General features: G+C 50.8%; 16 protein-coding genes. 15 read left to right on the plus strand and 1 reads right to left on the minus strand.

What is annotated here, in order from left to right; all coding sequences use genetic code 11:
• The 5 genes from V3C19_RS08455 (at position 1) to V3C19_RS08475 (ending at position 7490) form a co-directional block, all read left to right on the plus strand.
• Positions 1-1635 carry a hypothetical protein gene (locus tag V3C19_RS08455; protein ID WP_295875553.1) on the plus strand — a complete coding sequence of 545 codons (1635 nt, stop codon included), beginning with the start codon at positions 1-3 and terminating at the stop codon, positions 1633-1635.
• A 936-nt stretch (positions 1636-2571) separates the two neighbouring features.
• Positions 2572-3969: an efflux RND transporter periplasmic adaptor subunit gene (locus V3C19_RS08460; RefSeq protein ID WP_130083879.1), complete on the plus strand. Its 1398-nt coding sequence runs from the start codon at positions 2572-2574 to the stop codon at positions 3967-3969.
• A gap of 59 nt (positions 3970-4028) precedes the next feature.
• Positions 4029-4733: an ABC transporter ATP-binding protein gene (locus tag V3C19_RS08465; RefSeq protein ID WP_130083880.1), complete on the plus strand. Its 705-nt coding sequence runs from the start codon at positions 4029-4031 to the stop codon at positions 4731-4733.
• Positions 4730-6094 (plus strand): ABC transporter permease, encoded by a 1365-nt coding sequence (locus V3C19_RS08470; RefSeq protein WP_295934148.1) that lies wholly within the window; start codon positions 4730-4732, stop codon positions 6092-6094. Before V3C19_RS08465 ends, V3C19_RS08470 begins: the two co-directional genes overlap by 4 nt.
• 31 nt (positions 6095-6125) lie before the next feature.
• Positions 6126-7490 (plus strand): efflux transporter outer membrane subunit, encoded by a 1365-nt coding sequence (locus V3C19_RS08475; RefSeq protein WP_295934149.1) that lies wholly within the window; start codon positions 6126-6128, stop codon positions 7488-7490.
• 804 nt (positions 7491-8294) lie between these two features.
• Here V3C19_RS08475 and V3C19_RS08480 read toward each other — a convergent pair.
• Positions 8295-8942 carry a hypothetical protein gene (locus V3C19_RS08480; protein ID WP_330937069.1) on the minus strand — a complete coding sequence of 216 codons (648 nt, stop codon included), beginning with the start codon at positions 8940-8942 and terminating at the stop codon, positions 8295-8297.
• Positions 8943-9120: 178 nt separating this feature from the next.
• On the opposite strand from V3C19_RS08480, the gene V3C19_RS08485 reads away from it, so the two are divergent.
• The 10 genes from V3C19_RS08485 (at position 9121) to V3C19_RS08530 (ending at position 24961) form a co-directional block, all read left to right on the plus strand.
• Positions 9121-14160, plus strand: a complete 5040-nt coding sequence (locus tag V3C19_RS08485) for an RHS repeat-associated core domain-containing protein (RefSeq protein WP_330937070.1) — start codon at positions 9121-9123, stop codon at positions 14158-14160.
• 7 nt (positions 14161-14167) lie between these two features.
• Positions 14168-14527 carry a hypothetical protein gene (locus tag V3C19_RS08490; protein ID WP_130084925.1) on the plus strand — a complete coding sequence of 120 codons (360 nt, stop codon included), beginning with the start codon at positions 14168-14170 and terminating at the stop codon, positions 14525-14527.
• 326 nt (positions 14528-14853) lie between these two features.
• Positions 14854-15243, plus strand: a complete 390-nt coding sequence (locus V3C19_RS08495; RefSeq protein ID WP_302389318.1) for a hypothetical protein — start codon at positions 14854-14856, stop codon at positions 15241-15243.
• Between the two features lie 507 nt (positions 15244-15750).
• Positions 15751-20151 (plus strand): hypothetical protein, encoded by a 4401-nt coding sequence (locus V3C19_RS08500; RefSeq protein WP_330937071.1) that lies wholly within the window; start codon positions 15751-15753, stop codon positions 20149-20151.
• A 27-nt stretch (positions 20152-20178) separates the two neighbouring features.
• A complete protein-coding gene (locus V3C19_RS08505; protein WP_330937072.1) occupies positions 20179-21291 on the plus strand; it encodes an RHS repeat-associated core domain-containing protein in 1113 nt (370 codons plus the stop codon).
• Positions 21288-22346, plus strand: a complete 1059-nt coding sequence (locus V3C19_RS08510) for a hypothetical protein (RefSeq protein WP_302389322.1) — start codon at positions 21288-21290, stop codon at positions 22344-22346. The genes V3C19_RS08505 and V3C19_RS08510 overlap by 4 nt, the downstream gene beginning before the upstream one ends.
• 169 nt (positions 22347-22515) lie before the next feature.
• Positions 22516-22992, plus strand: a complete 477-nt coding sequence (locus V3C19_RS08515; RefSeq protein ID WP_130084506.1) for a hypothetical protein — start codon at positions 22516-22518, stop codon at positions 22990-22992.
• 18 nt (positions 22993-23010) lie between these two features.
• A complete protein-coding gene (locus tag V3C19_RS08520) occupies positions 23011-23511 on the plus strand; it encodes a tetratricopeptide repeat protein (RefSeq protein WP_295932437.1) in 501 nt (166 codons plus the stop codon).
• A 54-nt stretch (positions 23512-23565) separates the two neighbouring features.
• Complete coding sequence (locus V3C19_RS08525) at positions 23566-24300, plus strand: tetratricopeptide repeat protein (RefSeq protein WP_330937073.1); 735 nt, start codon at positions 23566-23568, stop codon at positions 24298-24300.
• Between the two features lie 328 nt (positions 24301-24628).
• On the plus strand, positions 24629-24961 hold the full coding sequence (locus V3C19_RS08530) for a tetratricopeptide repeat protein (protein WP_330937074.1): 333 nt from the start codon (positions 24629-24631) through the stop codon (positions 24959-24961).
• The last annotated feature ends 53 nt before the right edge of the window (positions 24962-25014 follow it).

The raw sequence follows: 25014 nt of genomic DNA on the forward strand, positions 1-25014 counted from the left end.
ATGAAATGCGTGCTGCTCCAAGCGCCGGGAGAAATTCTTGAAGGAAGCGCTGAGTTGAATGAATTGGGATATCAGGCTGCCAGCTATCCTGTTTCCCAGAAAGTGGAAAAACTGCTGGATACGCGTTGCGAGGAGTTTACGGAATTTCTCGGGATGCATCCGGAGGCTTGCGACAAACCCTATGTACGTGTGCTGCGTATCTCGTTTGCCAACATGATTCTGGATCCTCAATTCAGGGAAGACGATCTCATTATCTTTGGAGAAAGTAATACCACCCCCGCCATTCCGGAGGAAAGGTTGCAGCCTGTTCTTGAGGAGATGGTCAAAAGCCATCCGGAAGTTGATGTCTTCCGGCTTTTTCACGAGTTCAGCCAGGAAGCGCCCAAGCCTCCCTGCCCGGGGGAAAGAATTGAGTTCGAACCTTACGCCACCTCCGGTCATACTGCCGGTTCCGCCTACGTATGTGGAACGCATGCCCTGGTCATTCCCGCTTCAAAAAGGGAAAAAGTCGCCCGGATTTTTTCTACCTGCCGCCTCCCCCCAGATACAGCCCTGGAGGCGGCCAATGGAAACGGTGAGCTGAGTATCATGGTGACGAAGTACAATTGCTTTTACCAAAAACCAAGAACCCGCCTTTTTGACAAATCAACCCTGTACAGCTACAGGGAAAGAAAAATGGCACTTTGCCTGTCTTCCTACAAGCGGTTTGAAGATTTGCAAAGGCAGATTTACTGCATGATGCATCAGTCGTACCGGAATTTCCATCTGTTCGTCGCCGTTAAAGGAATGTCCAGCTTTATCTTCCAGTCCATTCTTATTCCCCAATTCCAGGAATTCATCGACGAGGGACGTCTTACTCTGAGATGGTTTCCCAACAAGAACCAGCTTTCCAATTTGGCAGACACCATACGCGGACTGGACACAACGAATTATGAATTATTCCTTAAGATAGATGACGACGATTTTTACGGACGGGATTATCTTCTTACCATTAATGAGTTTCATTCGGAAATACCCCAACACCATTGCAGTTGTTTCAAGGATTGGAGCTGGGTGCATTACAAATACGGCGGAATTTCCTCACTCCAAAAGGAATTTTACTATGTTTTCGGAGCATCCATGGTACTTACCCGTTCCGTGATGGAACGCCTTATGGCCTGTGAAGAACATCCTGAAATGATTCATCCAATCGTGCAACGGTGGGATCACATACCCGGACATGGAAATATCGGCTTCAGCGAGGATAATTTCATCCACAAGCTGATGCTTGAAAACGGGTATAGCAACATCGCGCCTTTTATCGCCAAGAAGAAGATCACCCACCATATCATCGTGCAGAAGGCCAATGCTTCCGTCACGCGGGGATACATGCTGGACGGAGCATTCCAGAAAGCCAACACGAACGTTTCCCATGATGTTGATTCTTTTGAATATGTTCTCGGTCTCCGGCATCCGCAATGGAGTGACGCCTTCCGGGTTTTTGGAACATGCGGCAACAGGGTAAGCAATAATGATGCGGCGAAGATTCTTTCCATTTCCCCGGAAAAAATCGTGCTGGAGTGGGAGAAATGGGGAGAAGAGAGCTTTGTCCGCCAAGAGGATGGTTCCTACGAATTTCAACAGCCAGAGAAGTGATGCGCATCAAAGCAATCCGAAGGAAAATATCTAACGAAATATCAGGCATATTCATACGCTGAGGTGCAAGTACTCATCTGAATTTCTAAACCAGTATTTATTTTTCACAGTTCACGGCAACCAACTAAAATTTTCACTGCGGCCCATGTGAAAAACCCCATGCCATATATAATACATGGCAACCGGGAATATCTCCCTGAAACGGGAACGGCCGAATGCCGCACGCTCATCTTTCCCATGAGCCAGTTATATTAATGAATTAGTGGAATGAATATGCCATCATTGCAAGGGATGCGGCAGGAAGACCCCTGGCACAACTGATTCCTCCGGCACAGGGCGGCTCAAGCAGCCTTTGTCCTGGAGCAGCTTCTCCGTTGTTCCTCACGGCTCCTGACAAGTTGAAATGGTGAATCCCCCCTCCCCATGCAGATTGTGGGCGGAAGCGGCTTTCCGTTCACTTCAGAATGAGCGCATGCGGGCATGGAGAATCATGGATTTCAGATATTCCGCCGCACGACGCTCCCGTTCCTCCGCCGTACGGATACGGCCAGGACGATTGAAAAAATGAAGCAGTGCGGACAACAAATCAATTAAATCATTCTTGTACATACGGATGGATTGTTATTTCCGGATTAAGCGATCTCTCATCATTGGTTTAGCAAAAAACGTGCCAAATTTCAGGAAATGCCATAACATTTTTATTATTAATAATGGGTAGTATTCCAATCCAGAAATCCACCTTTCCATTGATTTTCATTTTTGTAAGAAACAGGCCCCGCATTACAACAATGTAATATTATTAGTTAATATACCATAACTGTTCACATTCGGAAGAGTATCCTTGACCCGTCCTGAAATCATGAGAGGATACCCTCCGTTACGAAAAAGTTTTAACATGTGTGCAACTTTTTCATTATTGCGAAGTATATTATAGTCGTGAAGGGATTCATCAAAATCATCATCGTCATTGCCGTTCTTGGAGGCGCCTGGTTCGCCTGGGAGCAATGGAAGGGGAACGAACCGCTCCAGGTGGATTATCAGACAGAGCCCCTCACCAGGGGAGATATGATGATTACCATTGATGCCACGGGCGTCACGGAACCGGACGAACTGGTGGACGTGGGCGCCCAGGTAAGCGGCATCATCATGGAGTTCGGCAAGGATCTGAACGGCAAGGTGGTGGATTATTCCAGCCCGGTCAAGGCAGGCCAGATGCTGGCGGAAATCGACAAGCTGCCTGTGCAGCTGGACGTGCAGAAGGCGGAAGCCTCCAAGGCCCAGGCCCAGGCCGGAATAGCCCGGGCCAGGGCGGACATCCAGCAGGCCAAAGCCAAGCACCACCAAGCCAAGCTGGACCGGGAACGTGCGGAAAAGCTGGGACCGGGGGACGCCTTGTCCAAGTCCAGCTACGACCAGTATATTGCAGATGAAGAGACCGCCCGCGCCAATGTGGCCGTGGCGGAAGCCTCCCTGCTGGAAGCGGAAGCCTCCCTCAAGCAGGCGGAAGCCGCCCTGAAAAAGGAAATGCGGAACATGGAATACACCACTATTTCATCTCCCGTGGACGGGGTGGTGATCAAACGCCTGGTCAACATCGGCCAGACGGTAGTTTCCAGCATGAGCGCCTCCAGCCTGTTCTACATCGCCACGGACCTTTCCAAATTGAAAATATGGGCCGCCGTGAATGAAGCGGACATCGGAAGCATCAAGAAAGGCCAGGACGTGATATTCACCGTGGACGCCCATTCCGGCAGGAAGTTCAAGGGGACGGTGGACAAGATCCGGCTGGACGCCACGATGACGTCCAACGTGGTTACTTACATCGTGGACATTGACGTTCCCAACCCGGACAAGCTTCTCATTCCCTATCTGACGGCCAATGTGCAATTCATTGTCCAGGACATCAAGAATTCCCTGCTGGCTTCCAATGCGGCCCTCCGCTTCCGTCCGGATCCGGAACTGCTTACCGCCGAACAGAAAGCCGCTTTTGAAGAGATGCTGCCGGAACTGGCCGCTCCCGTCCAGAAGGGAGAGGAGAAAAAAGCCGTCATCTGGGAACTGAGGGATAATGTCCTTTACCCCCACCTGGTCACCAAGGGGGAAAGCAACGGCATGCTCACCCCGGTCAAGGGGGAAACGCTCCGGGAGGGTATGGAAATCGTTTCTACGGCCCAGGTTTTAAACCGTTCCAGCAATTCCGGCGACGGACCGTCCGCCTCTGCGGGCGGGGAAAATCCCTTCGCGCCCAAAATGCCGCCGCGCCGCAAGCCGAGCACGGGCAACACCAGCCAGGCTCCCGGGGGAAGCAAGGGCGGCCCGCCTCCGCGTCCCTGATCCGGAACTGCCGCCATTCTCGCCTAACAATTCTTTTACCGCTTCAAGCATTCAATAACGTGATCCGCTTACGTGACATAACCAAGGTGTACCATCTTGGAGAAATAGACCTCCCGGTGCTCAAAGGCATCACTCTGGACATCAAGGAAGGGGAATTCGTCTCCCTGACCGGGGCATCCGGTTCCGGCAAGTCCACGCTGATGAATATTCTGGGCTGTCTGGACCGTCCCACTTCCGGCCACTATTACATAGCCGGGGAAGACGTAGCCAAATTCAACCCGGCGGAACGGGCCATATTACGGAACAAGCGCATCGGCTTCGTCTTCCAGAATTTCAACCTGCTCTCCCGCACCACGGCCCTGGAAAACGTCATGATGCCCGCCGTTTACGCCCACCCTGCGCTGAGCATGAAAGCCATGCGGGTGCGCGCCACGGAACTGCTGAACCTGGTGGGCCTGTCCGACCGCATGGACCATACCCCGGCCCAGCTTTCCGGCGGCCAGCAGCAGCGCGTAGCCATCGCCCGCTCCCTCATCAACAACCCCGGCATTCTGCTGGCGGACGAACCGACGGGCAACCTGGATTCCACCACCTCCAAGGAAGTGCTGCACATGTTCAAGGATCTCAACCGCCAGCAGGGCATCACGGTCATCCTGGTCACGCACGACCCCAAAATAGCCGCTTTTACGGACCGGGCCATTAATATGGAAGACGGACTGATCTGCGAAGGGATTTCCGACAAGCTGAGTAAAGAAGACGTATGAAATTCCTTCCCCTCCTTAAGACCTGCATCAAGGCCCTGGTGCGCAATCCCATGCGTGCCGCGCTCACCATTCTGGGCATCATCATCGGCATTGCCGCGGTGATCGCCATGGTGGAAATCGGCCAGGGGTCCACGCTCCAGATCAAGAGCACCATCGCCTCCATGGGGGCGGACACGCTGAACATCCGCCCCGGAGCCATCTCCAAGAGCGGAGTCAACACTGGCGCCGGCGGCAGAGCCTCACTGACCAATGCGGACTGCGAGGCCATCATGAAGGACTGCCCCATGGTGCTCCGCGCCACTCCCGTGGTGCGCGCCAGCGGCCAAGTGATTTATGGCAACAAGAACTGGAGCCCGGAAACCGTGGAAGGCGGTTCCGTGGAATACCTGAAAATCAAAAGCTGGTACGACATGGAGCGCGGCCAGCCTTTTTCCGACGAAGATGTGGAGCAGGCCAGGCGCGTCTGCGTCATCGGCCAAACGGTTGCCAAGGAACTATTCGGGGATGAAGACCCCCTGGGCAAGGATATCCGCATCAAGAACGTCATGTTCAAGGTGATCGGTATCCTGAAGAAAAAAGGAGCCAACATGATGGGCCGCGACCAGGACGACTCCATCATCCTGCCCTGGACGAGCATTCGCTACCGCCTGCAGGGCCTAGGGGGCGGCTCCACCTCGGCATCTTCCAGCAAATCCACCACTACGTTCAACCGGGCAGACAAGTATACCTCTTCTTCCGTAGATTACTATACAGAGACGACGGATCAGCCGTACACGGATGCCCCGCATCCGCGCCGCTTCAACAACATTGATTCCATCATGGCCCAGATTGCGGACCCGGAACGTTCTTCCGAAGCCATCGACCAGATCACGGAGGTCATCCGCGCCAAGCATAGCCTGAAGGACGGCCAGCTGGATGATTTCCGCGTGTGGGACATGGCTGAAATGTCCCGCGCCATGAGCAGCACCACGGAAGTAATGACCAACCTGCTGATGATCGTGGCCATGATCTCCCTGGTGGTGGGCGGCGTGGGCATCATGAACATCATGCTGGTCTCCGTCACGGAACGTACCAAGGAAATCGGCCTGCGCATGGCCGTGGGCGCCCGGCCTCAGGACATCATGCGCCAGTTCCTGCTGGAAGCCGTCCTGCTCTGCGTGGTCGGGGGCGCCCTGGGCATCCTGCTCGGCAAGGCCATCTCCACCGTCGTCAGCCGGACCATGAACTGGGCTACGGCCTCCTCCCCGGAAGCCATGGTCCTGGCGGTAGGCGTTTCCGTACTCATCGGGCTGGTCTTCGGCTGGTATCCGTCCTGGAAAGCCTCCAAAATGGACCCCATCGACGCCCTTCGCCACGAATAACCATTCACCCCTTCCCTTTTTCATGTCACCCATGTTCAAATACATCCCACTCCTGACCGCATGCTGCCTGGCTTCCTGCATGGTAGGGCCGGACTTTCAGCGCCCGGCCAACGACCTGCCGGCTTCCTGGGCGGCGGCCAAGCCTCCCCACAGTACGGACCAAGACCTGCGTTCCTGGTGGCGTATTTTCGGCGATCCCCAGCTCAACCGCCTCGTCTCCACATCCCTCAACAACAATCCGGACATGAAGGTGGCCCTGCTCCGCATCCGGGAAGCCAGGGAAAGGCTCCGCATCTCGCAAGCCTCCCTTCTGCCCTCCGCAGACGCCAGCGCCGGCTGGAGTCTGTCCCCGGACCGGGGATTCAGGAGTTCCACTTCCCAGGACTTCTCCCTGGGGGCCTCCACCTCCTGGGAACTGGACCTCTTCGGTGGCAACCGGCGTTCCATTGAGGCGTACCGCGCCTCCCTGATGTCCACGGAAGCTTCCGCCTGCGCTGTCCGCACCTCCCTGTTGGCAGACGTGGCTACGGCCTACTTCAACTGGATCACCGCCTGCGAACAACTCCGCATCGCCCGGGAACAACTGGAAATCCAGCGCGGCACCCTCACCATTGCGGAAAAGCGCCACACTGCCGGATTTGCTCCCCGGCTGGACGTGGAACAGGCAACTTCAAGCGTCGCTGCCACGGAAAGCCACATCCCCGCCCTGATTGCCCAGGTGGCCTCTGCAAAAAACCAGCTTTCCGTCCTGCTCGGCACTTACAACTCACGCATGGAACTCACCATGCCGAAGGCAGCCGTCTTTGAGAAAACGCCCGTGGTTCCGGTAGGACTGCCTTCGGAACTGTTGCGCCGCAGGCCCGACGTCATCGCGGCGGAAGCGGATCTGCACACAGCCGTGGCCAACGTAGGCGTCGCCGTGGCAGACTTATACCCGCGCTTCAGCCTGACGGGTTCCGTATCCGGCCGCGGCAACGACTTCGCCCAGCTCTTCCGGGAAAACAACAATGCGTGGTCTCTGGGAGGCAACCTGGTACAGCCCCTGTTCCAGGGGGGCGCCCTGCGCGCCAACGTACGCGCCCAGCAGGCGGCGGCGGAACAGGCGGCGGAAACCTACCGCAAGACATTGATTACCGCTGTCTCCGAGGTTGAGGAAGCCCTCATCGACTACGGCAATTACACCTCCCAGATGCCATACCTGCAAAAGGAAAACGAAGCCAACAAGGAAGCGTTCAGGATTTCCATGGAATCCTACCAGGGCGGTGAAACAGAGTTCCTCAACGTGATTACCGCGCAAAACTCCTGGCTCAGTTCGGAGGAATCCCTGGTCACCATGCGCCAGAATATCCGCAAAGCTATTGTCCAGCTTGCCCGCGCCCTGGGCGGCGGATGGTAGGGAGAAACGCCTCAACGGCCAGCTTCCGTCCAAAGAGTATGTTCGGGAATAAAGAGACCCTGCCGCAATAGAAAAAATGTAAAATCGTTATTAATATTTAATTACTAATATATTAGTTAAAATACTATTTATTAAATCAAAGATTCAGGTAGGAGAATCCAAGAGATTCTTCTACCTGATTTCTTTTAGAGATGTATGGTATCACACTGTGCAGAAATAAAATTCTTTCTTCCGGAATCACGTTTTAGGCGTCTTTCATTTGGGTGACCGGTAGGTTCTACCGTGTCTATAAATCATTTGAACAACTTTGATTTAAAAGACAATGAACAATACCGACAACACTCCGGAACCCCGCTATCCCTTCGTTCCCATGTTCGCCAACGGCCTCCCACAGGCCGACTTCTACGTCAACGGCGTCACCGCCCCCGTTCTCATCTCCCCACGTTCCGCTTCCGGCGACACTCGCCATGAGTGGACCGGGTACCTCAAGATCATGAAACGCGGTACCTATTTCCTTTCCCTGGACGCCGATTCCTCCATCTCCCTGGCCATCCCATTCAAGAATGTAGAGTTCACGAAGGAAGCAAAGGACCTTTCCGTGAAGCCGGAGAGCGTCGTGCTGGAACAGGGGTATTACTGGTGCCGAATCGTCCATGAATACCACCCCGCCCTGGGCTCCGGACAGGAGTTCTGCATTGCCGTTCTTTCCGACAAGGCGGAGGCGCCCGATATTAATTCCTACCTCGACCCCAATGTAACTCCTCCGGACAGGGAAGGGGAGGAAGTCATCACCCTGGTCAATCTTTATCGGGACGAGGAAGAAGAGACCACCTCCAGCAGCTCTTCGGAAGGGGGAGGGTTTGATTTTGGGTTTGATCCCAAGTCAAGCAGTTCCAGTTCCAGTTCCAGTTCCAGCTCCAGTTCCAGCTCCAGTTCCAGTTCCAGCTCCAGTTCCAGTTCCAGTTCCAGCTCCAGCTCCAGTTCCAGTTCCAGTTCCAGTTCCAGTTCCAGCTCCAGTTCCAGTTCCAGTTCCAGTTCCAGTTCCAGTTCCAGCTCCAGCTCCAGCTCCAGCTCCAGCTCCAGCTCCAGTTCCAGCTCCAGCTCCAGCTCCAGCTCCAGCTCCAGCTCCAGCTCCAGCTCCAGTTCCAGTTCCAGTTCCAGTTCCAGTTCCAGCTCCAGCTCCAGCTCCAGTTCCAGCTCCAGTTCCAGTTCCAGTTCCAGTTCCAGTTCCAGCTCCAGCTCCAGTTCCAGCTCCAGTTCCAGCTCCAGTTCCAGCTCCAGTTCCAGCTCCAGTTCCAGCTCCAGCTCCAGCTCCAGTTCCAGTTCCAGTTCCAGTTCCAGTTCCAGTTCCAGTTCCAGCTCCAGCTCCAGTTCCAGTTCCAGTTCCAGTTCCAGTTCCAGCTCCAGCTCCAGCTCCAGTTCCCTGTCTTCTTCCTCCAGCGAACCGCCCACCGAGGAAGAACCATGCCCTTGTCCCTGTGACTGTGACGAGGAAGGCGATGAGAACTGCGTTCAGCAGCAGCCCACTCCGGGCGATCCTAATGGGGTATTGCCTTGTCAAGGCGATGCATGTATCAATCCTCCCTCTGCAGGAGGCCCTCCGCCACCTTCTCCGGCCAGGTTCATGCGCATGGCACGCTCTTCCACCCCCTCCAGCCTCAACTCCAACATCGGGCCTTCCATGCGCTACAACCACCCCATGGCATGGAGCGCTTCCTTCTCTCAAGAGGAAAGACGAGTCACCGTCAAACGCCCTTCCGGAAGCCATATCTATTTCAAGGCCCCGGAAGGAAGTGCCGAGGCTTCCCCCGTTGGCAGCTCCAGAAAACTGGACTATCGTGTACGTCTGCTCAATGAAAACCTCACTCCCAATATCCAGGGCACTCCCGCCTACATGGACATGGTGCTTCCTTCCGGCATGATCCTGCGCTTCTCTTCCTCCACCGGAGAGGTCGTCTCGGTCACAAGCTCCTCGGGTCATGTCATCTCTGCCGAGGAGTATGCCCGCAAGGTTCAGGTCACCTACAACCCGGATGGATCTCTCAACAGCGTCTATTCCCGGGCCCAGGGGCTGATGCGAAGCATTCCCGGAAACAACAGCCTCACTCTGGAGTGGTACGCCCCCGGGAATGTTTCTGCCTCCCATGATGGGGAATTTGTGGTTAACGGAGAGCCCTATAAAACGGCTTTCTACGAGACTTCCCTGGAAGGAGGAGTAACGGTAACCCGCATTACCAACCAGAGGACCGGGCAGGAACCGCGTTTCATTGAACGCCGGGAGGAAGGCAACAAGGTGAGCATCATCAAAGGGAAGGGGAATGAGCGCGTCGTACGCACGATTGAGCGCAACTCCCTGCCCAACTCCAAGTGGGAGCGGATTGAAACGGTCAGGGGCATCAATGATTCCCGGCCTTCCAGCAGTACGCGCACGGTGAAGAAGTATACCGACGGAGGCTGGCTGACCATCAGCAGCACGGAGGGCTATAATACATCCTTGGCCCAAACGACGCTCTACACCTACAACGACCAGTACCGGGTGTCTTTGGAAATCCAGCCCGACGGAGGATACACGCGCTACGAGTACGACGATCAGGGCCGCGTGGTTCTGCAGGCCATGCCCTGGGCAGGCGGAGGAGAAAAGGGAACGCGCACCACCTACGCCGACCTGCGTTTCAATGATTTCAGGCCTGCTACGGAAAGGAAAGTCATCATTGCCCAGGACGGAACGGAAACCGTTCTAAGCCAAAGGAGCTATACCTATGAAGAGAGCCCCGAAGTCAACCGCACGACGGTGACAGAAACAGCTCTGGGTTCCGACCAGGTTCACACAAGCATTTCAGAAACTTATGGGGAAGCAGCACAGTATCCCTATGCCCGGGGAAGACAGAAGATGAGCCAGGGCATCAACGGTGTTCAGACCATTTATACCTATGAAGCCACCACGGATCATGGTGCTCTCCACAAAGAGACTTCAACTGTTCAGGCTAATGGGAGCATTGTTCCCGGTCAAAGTACCAGAACCGTCCAATACATCGCTGAAAACGGCACCACCACAAGAAAAGAGCAGTACGTCCACACAGGTGAAGACTGGTCTCTAATTTCTTCTGAAGACTATGAATACGATGCCGAACTCAAATTGATCAAGACCATCAGGGGCAACGGCAGGACCAGCACAACGGAATGGATGTGCTGTGGCCCGTTAAAGGAAACCGACGAAGATGGTATCGTGACCACCTATGGCTACAACTCTGCCAGGCAGCTGGTGGAAACCATACGCTCGGCTACCGAGACAACGCCCGAAACCATTACATCCTACACGAGAGACGCTACCGGTAGAATTATTTCCATACGCTGCGACACAGGGGCCATGACCACTATGGAAAGTACAGAATATGATAATCTGGGAAGGGTCATTTCCTCCACCGACATACTGGGGCGGGTAACACGTACCCAATACAATGATAACCAGCTTACCACCACCGTGACCACTCCCACAGGAGCCACGTTGATTACCAAGAGATACTACGATGGCACCACTCTCTGGCTGGGAGGAACCGGACAGGGAAAAGTAGAGACACAGCTTGAATTGACCGAAGAAGGCATCCTCACCACAACTTTGTCCCAAGGAATTGTTCTTTCCCGCTCCGTGGAAAACGGATTTGGTCAAACCGTTCGGCAGGAAACACCCAACACGAAGGGAGGCTTCGTGGCAACTAACAACACTTATAACGCCAGAGGGCAGCTTGTCCGATCCCAAGTAGAAGACATAGCTCCCACCATTACTGACTACAATGAACTGGGGAGAGCCGTCAGGCAAACCGTTCGTTTAAACGAATTGCATCCTGATGAACCTGCTAAAAACAGAATCACGGAAAACTCTATGCGTTACCAGCTCAGAGAAGACGGAATCTACCAGGTACAAACCGCTACAACTTACAACGCCCAGGGACGTCCCTTGACTCAAGTAACAGAAAACATGGTATCACAGCTGGATTCCGTCATCGAAAGCAAAATTATTTCCACCGATGTCTTGGGACAGCAGAGCATCCAATGGACGGAATACACAGCTGCCACCAAGCGCACGCAATTCAGCAGCATTCCCACTTCAACTATCGTCGCGGAGGCTCTCATGGTTGACAGGTTCACTGTCAGCCAGACCAGCCACGCAGGCATCCATTCCTCACAGAACCGCTCCTATGTCTCCACAGGCATAATTCTAAAGCAGACCGATGCCAGGGGAAATATCACCACCAGCGAAACCGACCTTGCCGGGCGTCACTGCAAAGTCACCGACTCTGCAGGCAACGTCACCACCACCAGCTACATGCCCTGCTGCGATGCCGTCGCCCGCATCACCAATGCCACGGGAGGCACTACCTGCTATTCTTATGACATCCGCGGCAGAAAGACCGCCGAGTACGGCACCGCCATTCAACCCGCATGCTTTGCCTACGATGAAGCCGACCACATGGTAGCCCTCACCACTTTCCGGGCACAAGAAGGCGACATCACTTCCGATCCTTCCGACCGCACAGACGGAGACACCACCACATGGCTCTACGACACAGCCACGGGACTGGAATTGAAAAAAACCTATGCCGATGGTTCCTATGTTTCCAAAACCTACGACAGGCTCAACCGCCTGGAAACACTCACCAAAGCCAGGGGCATTGTTTCCTCCTATGCCTACGCTCCCCTTACCGGAGAGCTTGTTTCCGTCTCCCACAGCGACAACACCCAGCCATGGTTCTATGCCTACAACCACCTCGGGCAGATGACCTCTGTTTGCGATGCCTCAGGAACCAGAGAACTCTGCTATGATGCCTATGGCAGGATACAACAAGAGACTTCCTTTGGGACCGTGGAAAGCTGCATCCAGGAAGACTACGATTCCTTCGGGCGTCCCTGCGGATATCGCCTGATGATCGGAACCCGCACCGTGCAGCACTCCCATCTTGACTATGGCCATCAAGGTGCCATGATCGGGATGAATATGGAAGGTTTGGCATCTCCCTTTACTTGGGAATATGATGAAACCAGCGGCTTCCTCAACCAATTGTCCTATCCCAACGGCATGGTCCGCAGCAACACCTACCATCCCAAGCTCAACCTCCTGGCCTCCATCGGCTATGAGGATGCCGGGACTGGCGACATGTTGGCCGGACATGTCTACCAGTACGACCACTTGATGCGTCCCGTTCAACGGAAGGATTCATGGGACACGGCTACGCCTGCAATCACCAGAAACTTCACCTACAATAGCCGCAGCGAGTTGATTGAAGACCAGATGAGCCAAGGAAGAAGTTTTGCCTATTGCTATGACAACATCGGCAATCGCAAAACTGCCCGGGAACAGGAAGAAGAAATATCCTATCAATCCAGCCCTCTCAACCAGTACTTGAAGATTGCCCAGGGAGAACAGGACTTCAAGCCTACTTACGACGCTGACGGCAACCAGACTGCTATCAAGACCTCAACGGGGATTTGGAATGTTTGCTACGATGCCAATGACAGGCCTGTCTCCTTCACAAGTGAAGACAGACGTATGGTCATTGATTGCAGCTATGACTACATGGGTCGGCGTTTTAGCAAGAAAGTCACCGTCAACGGGAATACATTCAGCCACGCTTATTATCTATATCGAGGCTATTTGCAAATAGCTGAATTGGACCTGATGCATCCTGAGCCAATGATAGAAAAGAGCTATCTATGGGATCCGACAGAGCCGGCAGCCACGCGCCTCCTGATGATGACACATTGGAAGCAAAATGGACAAGAAATGGAGGAACATCTTTTCTTCATGCACGACGCCCTGAAGAACGTCACTTCTCTTTTTGACGATCAGCAGGCACGAAGGGCCCGCTATGAGTATGCCCCCTTTGGTGCCCTCCTCACGGCACAGGGAGACATGGCTCAGGATAACAGGTTCAGGTTTTCCTGTGAGTATGCAGACGATGAACTGGGACTTGTCTATTACAATTACCGCCACCTCAATCCCGCTGATGGCAGATGGATTAATCGAGACCCCATCCAGGAACAAGGAGGATGGAATATTTATGGTTTTATTAAGAATTCTCCAAAAAATATGTTCGATATTCTTGGACTAGAATGTGCAGATGTATTTTTATTACCTCCAGAGTGGCTTAAAGAATTTAACCAAGCATGGAAAGATAGCTTTAACAAAGACGGAACTGTTACTGAACAGGGTGGCTCTATTATCCGCCCGGCGGGAGGAATAGGATCAAGTATCCGCAGAGGAAAAGGAAATGATAGTGGAAGTTTCGGTGATTTTCCTACACCCGGCAGTGGAGAAGAAATGGGAGGGACTTTCCATACGCATCCTTATTCGGTAGATGAAGGTGGATACGAAAATGTCTCATTTTCATGTGAAGATATCAATTTTTTGACCAATAACCATAGCGGGAAATACATAATAGTCATGGCTGGAGGATGTATCTATATTATGATGATTGGAGATACTAAAAAATCCAAAAAATGTGCAGATTGTTGTGATAAGTGGAAAAAAGGGTTCAATGCGTCTCAATCTGTATCCTTTCAGAAATGTGTTGAATCCGGTGTTAAAAAAGCTATTAAAGATTGCGGCCTATGTTATTACGAATCTTGCAATAAAGATGGAAAGTTCCCCGAAATGGCTATTCTCAAAAATTAATTTGTTTATGAGTAGGTTATCAATCCTTTTTTTATCGGTTGCTCTTTTTTCTAGTTGCAAACAGAGTTCTTTAAATATAATCAGTGAAAATAGTTCCAAGATCTGTATGCATGGGTATTTTCCTACAGGACAGAGCGTGAAAGAGACGTTAGCCGGCCTAGGACTTGATTTACGTGATGCCCAGTTTATTGATGAACCACCAGGAAAATTGAAAAAACTACGTTTTAATATCGAAAAGACAATTCCCGGATATCAAAAAATTGAAATATCGTTAAAATATGAAAAATCTCTTTTTTCCTCTCAGCGTAAATGGAAGAACAGTGATGTCAAGGAGGCTATTGTGACTAAAATTAAATTTATCAATTAGTTATTATTTATATAATCATGTGATTAATAAAAACGACAGCCTGCAGAAGCAGGAGAGACTTATGTCCGCAGTTACTGTTATATGAACTGTCAGTTTGGAAAAACTCTCGTTAAATAAATTATACATCACTCTTTACAAACTAAGGTTGATGGGCATTGGGAAAATACTATCCAACGCATGATAAAAATTTAAGAAAATAGTTTGGTGAGCCAGTATGCAGATCCCCATGTACATTAACCTATTCCGTTTTTTCAGATTCAGGGTAAAAGAAGAAGGACCTCAAGGTTCAGGAGCAACAGAATTAGCAGAATAGGATATAGAGCAATATGTACGGAAAACTGAAAATAATGTTATATGTTTTATGCTGGATCAGCCCTGCCGGGGCATCAGATCCACAGCCGGAAATATGGACACCCAACCCTGTAATTTCACAAGTCCGCGGCACCAATCTCTGGTGCATGTCAAATATAGAAAAAAGTACGCACGGAAGATATTTCCATTCTTGTATTTTTGGATTCAAAAAAAAGGGGGATCAAGAATTCTCTCTTGTGGAAATACTGCGTTTACCAAGGATCGAGAATCTTGTATACGAATGGAAAATTATTGACAATAAATTAGTTGTAAGTAACAAAAAAAATAAAAAAGTCATTCTTGAGTTGAATCTGGAATTGTTTTCCAAATTATCAAAACTGGATATTGAACTGGAAACGGAATAACAGGAATCCAAGTGCAGATAGCAGTAGTTGACACACCTCCCTGCTGGCGGACGTGGCCACGGCCTATTTCAACTGGATCACCGCCTGCGAACAGCTCCGCATCGCCCGGGAACAATTGGAAATCCAGCGCCGCACCCTCACCATTGCGGAAAAGCGCCACACAGCCGGATTTGCTCCCCAACTGGACGTGGAACAGGCTACCTCCAGCGTCGCCGCCACGGAAAGCCACATCCCCGCCCTGATTGCCCAGGTGGCCTCTGCAAAAAACCAGCTTTCCGTCTTGCTCGGCACTTACAACTCACGCATGGAACTGACTATGCCGAAGGCGGCCGTGTTTGAGAAAACGCCTGTGGTTCCGGTGGGTCTGCCTTCGGAACTGCTGCGCCGCAGGCCCGACGTCATCGCGGCGGAAGCGGATCTGCACACAGCCGTGGCCAACGTAGGCATCGCCGTGGCAGACTTATACCCACGCTTCAGCCTGACATCAATTCCTACCTCAATCCCAGTGTGGCTCCTCCGGACAAGGAAGGGGAGGAAGTCATCATCTTGGTCAATCTTTATCGGGACGAGGAAGAGGAGACCACCTCCAGCAGCTCTTCGGAAGGGGGTGGGGATGATTTTGGGTTTGATCCCAAGTCAAGCAGTTCCAGTTCCAGTTCCAGTTCCAGCTCCAGTTCTTTGTCTTCTTCCTCCAGCGGACCGCTCACTGAGGAAGAACCATGTCCATGCCCATGCCCATGCGATGCGTGCGACGAAGAAGGCGATGAAAACTGCGTCCAGCAACAGCCCACTCCGGGCGACCCCGACGATGAACAGGACTGCCAGGGAAATGCCTGTGTCAATCCCCCCTCTGCAGGAGGCCCTCCGCCTCCTCCTCCTGCCAGATTCATGAGGATGGCCCGTTCTTCCACTCCCCTTACCCCCAGCTCCAACAGCGGGCCTTCCATGCGCTACAACCACCCCATGGCATGGAGCGCCTCCTTCTCTCAAGAGGAAAGACGAGTCACCGTCAGGCGCCCCTCAGGCAGTCACATTTATTTCAAGGCGGAAACGGGAAGCTCCGACGCTTCTCCCGTCGGCAGCTCCAGGAAACTGAGCTATCGGATACGGCTGCTCAACGAAGATCTCACTCCCAATACCCAGGATACCCCAGCCTACATGGATATGACGCTTCCTTCCGGCATGATCCTGCGCTTCTCTTCCTCTACCGGAGAGGTCGTGTCGGTCACCAGTTCTTCGGGACACGTCATGACCGCCGAGGAGTATGCCCGCAAGGTCCAAGTGGCCTACAACCCGGACGGCTCTCTCAACAGCGTCTATTCCCGGGCTCAGGGGCTGATGCGCAGCATTCCCGGAAACAACAGCCTTGCCCTGGAGTGGTACGCTCCCGGGAATGTCTCTGCATCCCATGATGGGGAATTTGTGGTTACCGGAGAGCCCTACAAGACGGCCGTTTATAGAACTTCCATGGAGGATGGCGTAAAAGTAACTTACATCACCAATCAACGGGCCGGGCAGGAACCGCGGGTTATCGAACGCCGCGAGGAAGGAAACAAAATAAGCATCATCAAGGGAGAAGGAGATGAACGCATCGTGCGCACGATTGAACGCAACGCCCTGCCCGGCGCCAAGTGGGAGCGGATTGAAACGGTCAGGGGCATCAATGATTCCCGGCCTTCCCGCAGCAGGCGCACGGTGAAGAAGTATACCGACGGCGGCTGGCTGACCATCAGCAGCACGGAAGGCTACAATACTTCCAATGAGCAGACCACCCTCTACACGTACAACGACCAGTTCCGCATGTCTTTGGAAATCAAGCCCGACGGAGGCTACACGCGCTACGAGTATGACGACCAGGGCCGGGTAGTTTTGCAAGCAACGCCGTGGGCAGGAGGAGGGGAGAAAGGGATGCGTACTGAATACGCCGACCTTTGCTTCAATGATTTCAGGCCGACAATGGAAAAAGAAGTGATTATCACTCCGGACGGCACGGAAACTATTTTGAGAACAAAAACATATGCGTATGTGGATACTCCGCAAGTCAGCCGAACGGAGGTGACGGAAACCGCCCTAGGTTCCGACCAGGTTTGCACAAGCATCTCGGAGACCTACGGGGAAATGGCGGAGTATCCCTATGCCCGAGGCAGGAAGAAGATGAATCAGGGCATTGATGGAGTGCAAACGATTTATTTCTATGAAGCCACCACAGACCATGGGGGTGTTCACAAGGTGACGGAAACTGTTCAGGCAAACGGAAGCATTGTTCCCGGTCAAAGTACCAGAACCGTGCAATACATCGCTGAAAATGGCACGACCACGAGAAAAGAGCAGTACGTCCACACAGGTGAAGACTGGTCTCTAATTTCTTCTGAAGACTACGAATACGATGCCGAACTCAAATTGATCAAGACCACCAGGGGCAACGGCAGGACCAGCACAACGGAATGGATGTGCTGTGGCCCGTTAAAGGAAACCGACGAAGATGGTATCGTGACCACCTATGGCTACAACTCTGCCAGGCAGCTGGTGGAAACCATACGTTCAGGTACGGAAACCACGCCTGAAACGATTACCTCTTACATGCGGGATGCCACGGGGCGCATTCTTTCTACACGGCGTGATGTCAGCGCCATGACGACAGTTGAAAGCACGGAGTACGACGACTTGGGAAGAACCATTTCCACAACGGACGTTCTTGGGCGCATCACCCGGACCGAGTACAGTCAGAATCAGCTTGCCATAACGGAAGTACTGCCTTCCGGCGCCACTCTGGTGACAAAAAGGTACTATGATGGCACTATCCTTTGGGCAGGAGGAACAGGGCAGCGGGAAATGGAAACCCAGCTTGAGTTGACGAAAGAAGGCATCCTCACCACCACCCTGTCCCATGGAATTGTCCTCTCCCGAACTCTTCAAAATGGATTCGGTCAAATTATCCGCCAGGAACAGCCCAATACCCAAGGGAAATTTATCATGACCAGAAACTTCTACAATGGAAAAGGCCAGCTTGTGCATTTCCAGAATGAAAACATGGCTCCCATAGTAACTGTTTACGATGAATTCAGCAATATCCTAAGGCAAACCGTTCTTTTGGATGAACTCCATCCGGATGACGCTACAAAAAATAGAATTGCGGAAAGCTCCTCGTGCTACCAAACTCGGGAAGACGGCATTTACAAGATACAAACCTCCACAACCTATAATGCCGAAGGACTACCCCTCACACAGATTAGAGAATCCCTGATCTCACAACTGAACCCTGTGCCAGAAGGTAAAATACTTTCCATTGACGTCTATGGGCAGCAAAGCGTTCAGTGGACGGAATACACTACTCCTGCTAGGCGCACCCGGTTCAGCCGTGTTCCAACTTCGGATATTGTGGCTGAAGTTCTCGTTATCGACGGGTTTACCGTCAGCCAGACTGACCATGCAGGCATTCATTCCTCACAGGAACGCTCTTATACCTCTACAGGCATGATTCTGAAGCAGACGGACGGCCGTGGCAATGTTACTACAACAGAGTCCGACCTAGCCGGGCGTACTGTTAAGACAATGGATGCCGAAGGCAACATGACCTCCATTGCCTACAGTACCTACTGTGATTCCCCTTCTTGCGTTACTGATGCCATGGGAGGAACCATCTGCTATTCCTACGACATTCGAGGAAGAAAGGCAGCCGAGTACGGTACCGCCATCCAGCCGGCCTGTTTCTCCTACGACGAAGCTGATCGAATAATTGCTCTGACTACTTTCCGAGCGAACGAAGGGGACATCACGGTCGATCCTTCCGGTCGCACCGACGGAGACACCACCACATGGCTCTACGATGCGGCTACGGGGCTTGAACTCAAGAAGACCTATGCCGACGGCTCCTGTACCGTTAAAACCTATGACAAGCTCAACCGCCTGGAAACACTCACCAGGGCCAGGGGTATTGTGACAACTTATCAGTATGCTCCGACCACCGGAGAATTAGTCTCCGTTTCCCATAGTGATGATACCCAGCCCTGGTTCTATGCCTACAACCACCTCGGGCAGATGATCTCTGTTTGCGATGCCTCAGGAACCAGAGAACTTTCCTATGACACTTACGGCAAAATGATTCAGGACACTTCCTTCAGCATGGTGGAAAGCTCGCTTCAAGAGGACTTCGACCTCTTTGGCCGTCCCGCCGGCTACCGTCTGATGATCGGCACTCGAACCGTGCAGCACTCCCATCTTGACTATGGCCGTCAAGGTGCCATGATCGGGATGAATCTGGAAGGTTCGGTATCTCCCTTTACCTGGGAGTATGACGAAACCAGTGGCTTCCTCAACCAATTGTCCTATCCCAACGGCATGGTTCGCAAAAATACCTACCATCCCAAGCTCAACCCCCTGGCCTCCATCGGTTATGAGAAGACCCAGAATGGGCAAACAGTTGCCGCTCACCAGTATGAGTATGACAGCCTGATGCGTCCCGTTCAACGGAGGGATTCCTGGGAAGCCGCCACACCGGTGACCCCCAGGGACTTCACCTACAACAGCCGCAGTGAACTGGTAGAAGACCGGATCGGTCAGGATGGAAGCTTCAGTTATCAGTACGACAATATCGGCAACCGCAAGTCCGCCCGGCAGCTGGAAGAAGAGGTATCCTATGAGGCCAACCAACTCAACCAGTACACGGACGTGACTGGGGAGACAGAACTGTTCACACCCTCCTTCGACCCAGACGGCAACCAGACCACGATTAAGACCTCAATGGGCATTTGGGAAGTTTCCTATGATGCCAACAACCGTCCCGTCTCCTTCACCAGTGAAGATGGCCGGATCACCGTCACCTGCGGCTACGACTATCAAGGACGTCGCTTTGAGAAAAAAGTTGCTGTCAGCGGAGCCATTACGAGCCATGCTCATTATCTGTATTGAGGTTATCTGCAAGTTGCCGAGCTAAACATGATGCATCCCATGCCCGTGCTGGAAAAAAGCTATCTGTGGAATCCGGCAGAAGCGGCAGCCACGCGCATTCTGATGATGACATGCTGGAAGGAAAACGGAATGGCAGATGGAGAGCATCTCTTCTTCACCCATGACGCATTGAAGAATGTCACCTCCATTTTTGATGAACGGCAGACACGAAGGGCCCGCTATGAGTATGCCCCCTTTGGTGCCCTCATCACGGCACAGGGAGACATGGCTCAAGACAACAGGTTCAGATTTTCCTGCGAGTTCATGGACGATGAACTGGGACTTGTCTATTACAATTACCGTCATCTCAATCCCCTGGACGGCAGGTGGATCAGCCGTGATCCCATTGCTGAAAACGGAGGGGAAAATTTATATGGTTTTGTTTCCAACTCTCCTTATGTTTACAATGATTATCAAGGGTTATGGCTTTCTAGGCGGCACAGGAGATTGACAAGACGCCCTCTTTCTACATATAAATTTATCCTTACTGTCAAAGAAAAAGAAATTTCACTCACGATCAAAGAAAAATTATTGGAGGTCATTGTTGAAGCAAATGTCGATACGGATTCTGGAGAAATGGGAAAAACCCAAGCTTATCATTACTGTACAGGATTGGACTCTAAAGAAACACATCAAGAAGCTAGAGATAATTATATCGCAATGCTTCTTGCAGAATCCAAGAAATTCGACAAAAAAATTTCCAAGGAAAAAGTATCTTCTGATGAGTGTAAAGAAGCCTTAGAAATTCTTGGACATTTAAACCATATGTGGCAGGATTATTATGCACATAAAGTAGAATTAGATGAAAATAAAAAATCTGTTGTAGGAAAAATTCAAGGATCTCCAGATGATCCTCAAATGTTTCCTGTCTCCTTCGGTTCTATGGGATTCAAGGGGGGACACGGAGGATTCTGGAGAATCATTAATCCATTTTCAAGAGTAGAACCAGGAGATAGAGCTGATGATGTGGATATTCGAAGACAACAAGCAAAGGAATATACGAAAACGCATTCTGATCTATTTTTAAAATCTTGGTTTAAAAAATGCAAATGTCACTTTTATCGAAAAGAAATCAATAAACATGGTGGAAATTGTCAATGAATACTATAAATATGCCTTTATATAAAATGCTCTTCGGCTCAACCTTTATTATTACCTGCGCCGCATTCGGGAATCAACATATATTCTCTGAGGACCAAATGATATCAAAAGTGGATATCTCTGAATTTCCAGACGACTGTATCAATGATCACGGAGCACATCCTACCATGTCATTTTCAAATGACGGAAAATATTTTGCTGCATGGAATGACGAATATGCGGAAATCCATGATTTAGGCTTCAAGAATGCCAAACTAGTACAACGCGTGATATTAGCAGGAAACTCGCCATGGGGAAAAGCATACCATGAAATATCTGCAAAAGCTGTTTCAGACACTTCAGCTCATATCACACTCAATGGCACAGCCCGAAAGTACATTCCTTTGCTTTATTCTTTATCAATAATACCTGACAGCTTCCAATCGCTTAAATTATGCGTTGCAAGGTATAAAGAATTAATGAAAAGATATGATTTTTTATTACAAAAAAAATCTATCAATATTATTATCCAAGGGGGATACAAGCTTTCACCTCATGGACAGCCATCGCTTGTAAGTTCTGTTGATTCGGGATGTATAGCATTTTTTGGACAGTCTACTCCGTTATTTAAAAATTCTGAGAGAGAAAGTTCTTTTAATAGCATATTGTCGTCTGATATGACCCGGGCTTGCATTTCCTACCCCTCCACTGCCTTTTTTTCCTTTTATCAGGGAGAAAAAAAAGTAATGGATATAACTCCCGATTCCCTTGGATTGGAAAAAAAACGCTGGGCGATATCCACCCCCTCTCTGTCCGATGATGGAACTCTGCTGGCGGTTACATTCATTTATGCAGGAAGGTTTGTCGCACCTTGGAACTTTAAAACGGCAGTCGCCTTCATCAATACAAAAGACAAAAAGGTGACAGGGAGACATATTTTATCAGGATCCCATCGATTAACATTTTGCTTTTCAAATGATAAAAGTAAAATAGCCATATGGGAAAGCGGTAAAAAAAACAATTCATATCTTCAATTTTCAGTAGGAAGCCGGTTTCAGACCGGAAATATCATATAGACAACAAGAGCATTCCAAAATATTTGGATTTGGAACGCCCTTACTGTCATCCTGCGGGCTTCCCGGTTAGGAGTTACATTAACACCAGGAGATGATATTCCTACGTTCAGTGTCGATTTTTCAAAACTGACGATATTGAAAGTACCTTTTTTCACCCTTTTTGCATCGGGTGAATTGGAAACAGCAGGAAGATGATAAATGCAAGGGCTCACTTCATATAAAGTCGGGGGAAATACTGAAGGGACTGACTCTAAATGGGACGTTCAGCGGCAACTGGGAAGATGGCTTCAGCCAGGAGCGGTATGTTCCATCTGTAGGCTTGAATTATACAACCAAGATCGCTCAAAGTTTAAGCTTTGACGCGTCTGTTACATTACAGGATCTTTCACCCAATCCTCTCAAAGCTGCCTGTTTAGCTTCACTTAAATCATCTGGTTCTAGCCAAGACGGTAAAATACGTTACCATGCCTTATTAAGCGTAAATCAGGATATCGTACCAAAAGTACCGCCTGCCTTCATAAAAATTGAAGGAGGCGTAGAGTATAAACCGTATGACAACGTATCTTTTTACTTGAAGGGAGAAGAAAAAATAACAGAAAAAGACTCCGACGGGGTATTTTCTGCAGGAGTACGTATTGATTTTTAATTTCCAGAATATCACTGTATGAAAGCATCTACCATGATCTTATTGGCAATCTCATTTTGTATGAGCCAATTTCCTCTGGCCGCACAGCCTGTACACGTAAAAGTCCAAGAAATCCCGCCCAAGAAGGCTCAATCGGAAAAGCCTGCCTATTCCCCAGAACATATCCGACAATTGGAAATAAAGGCAGCACAAGGAGACCCGTCTGCCCAATCTTCTCTAGCCACCTGCTATGGGAGAGGAAATGGCATCCCCAAGGATTATGATAAAGCGTTCTTCTGGGCTGAAAAATCGGCTCAACAAAATGACCCTCATGCTTATTTCACTCTTTTTACTTGCTATTATCAAGGATTCGGTTGCCAAAAGGACATGCAAAAAGCCATCGAGGCCCTGGAAAAAGGAGCTTTGTTAGGAGATGCAGATTGTCAGTACAACCTGGCCTATTTTACCTATCATGGAAAATTGGGAATCAAAAAAGATATGGAAAAGGCTCTTGAACTGGCCCGCCAATCTTCCCGGTAAGGCCATGCAGACGCCCTGAAATTCTTATCTCTGGCTTATATCAACGGAGAAGGAGTGGAAAGGAATGTCCCTCTTGCTTTGAAATATCTGGAGCAGGCAGCCAAGGAATCAAAGGATCCTGAATACTACACGGAGATGGGTAACTTCTATCTTTTATTGTGCAAAAAAGATAATCCTCTGGCAAGCATGGAGAAAGCCGAACAATGCTTCAGCCACGCAGCCAAAATGGGAAATGTTCAAGCTGCAAAAAAATACGCGCAAATACAGCAATTGCGAACTGATGCCAGCCAATTGAAGCAGCAGATGCAGCCGGGAGACAGGGACGCACTGTTAAGGCTGGGGCAACTCTATATTCACGGCATTGAGGGAGCTCCTCTGGATAAAAAGGAAGGATACCGCTTTATCCTTGAAGCTGCGAATCTGGATTCTCCGGAAGCCCAGTATTTACTCGGCAAAGCATATGAATCCGGCAGTGGCGTCAAAAAAGACGCAGAGCAGGCCGTTCGCTGGCTGCGGAAAAGCGCTGCCCAACACCATGCCGGAGCTCAAAACGAATTGGGGCTTCTCTACATCCAAGGGGAAGGCGTGGAACGCAATGAGCACGCAGCGTTCAAACATTGGAAAGCAAGCGCCATGCAGAACCATCCCCTTGCCCAGTATAATCTCGCGCGCCTTTACATGCAGGGACTGGGCGTAGAAAAAATTACAAGGAAGCGGCCAAATGGTTCCAGTCACGTGCGCAGCAAGGCCAACAGGAAGCTTTGTTCCTTCTGGGACAGCTATACCTAACGGAGGGGCCGGGCATGGAAAAAGATGAAAAGAAGGTTCTTAAATGGTTACTACTCAGTGCTGAACAGAAAAATCAGGATTCCATGTGCATCCTGGGAGAATTGTACATGAATGGAACGCCGGGATTGGAAAAGAACTGGAAGGAAGCGGAAAAATGGTTTCAACTCAGCGCCAGGCATGGAAATAAAAAAGCAATTCCCTTTTTGCGGTATCTGTATATGACGGGAGGACCGGGGCTCGAAAAAATTATGGAGAAGCGGTCAAATGGATACAGCCGCTGGCAGACGAAGGAGACCGGGAATCCCTTGATCTTTTGGGACAATTGTACATGCTTGGCAGCCCCGGACTTGAGAAGGATTACGGGAAAGCAGCCAAATACCTGACTATCCGGGCTGAACAGGGAGATACATCCAACTTGCTCAATTTAGGCAATTTATATGTCCTGGGAGGAAACAACCTCCAACAGGATTTTGAAAAAGCACGGGAATGGTGGATCAAAAGCGCTTTGCTAAATGAGATTGATGCTCAAAAAAATTTAGGAGCACTGTATTTTAATGGAGATTCCGTCCAAAAAGATTATCGGGAGGCGGCCAAATGGTTCCTCCAGGCAGCCCCGGCAGGGAGATGCGGACGCCCAATACTCTTTGGGATTGATCTATGATCAAGGAGGCCATGGAATCGAACCAGACCGGAAGGAAGCGTTGACATGGTACC

Source organism: Akkermansia sp. AE01SA01 (assembly GCF_036417395.1).
In the GTDB taxonomy this organism is placed as follows: domain Bacteria; phylum Verrucomicrobiota; class Verrucomicrobiia; order Verrucomicrobiales; family Akkermansiaceae; genus Akkermansia.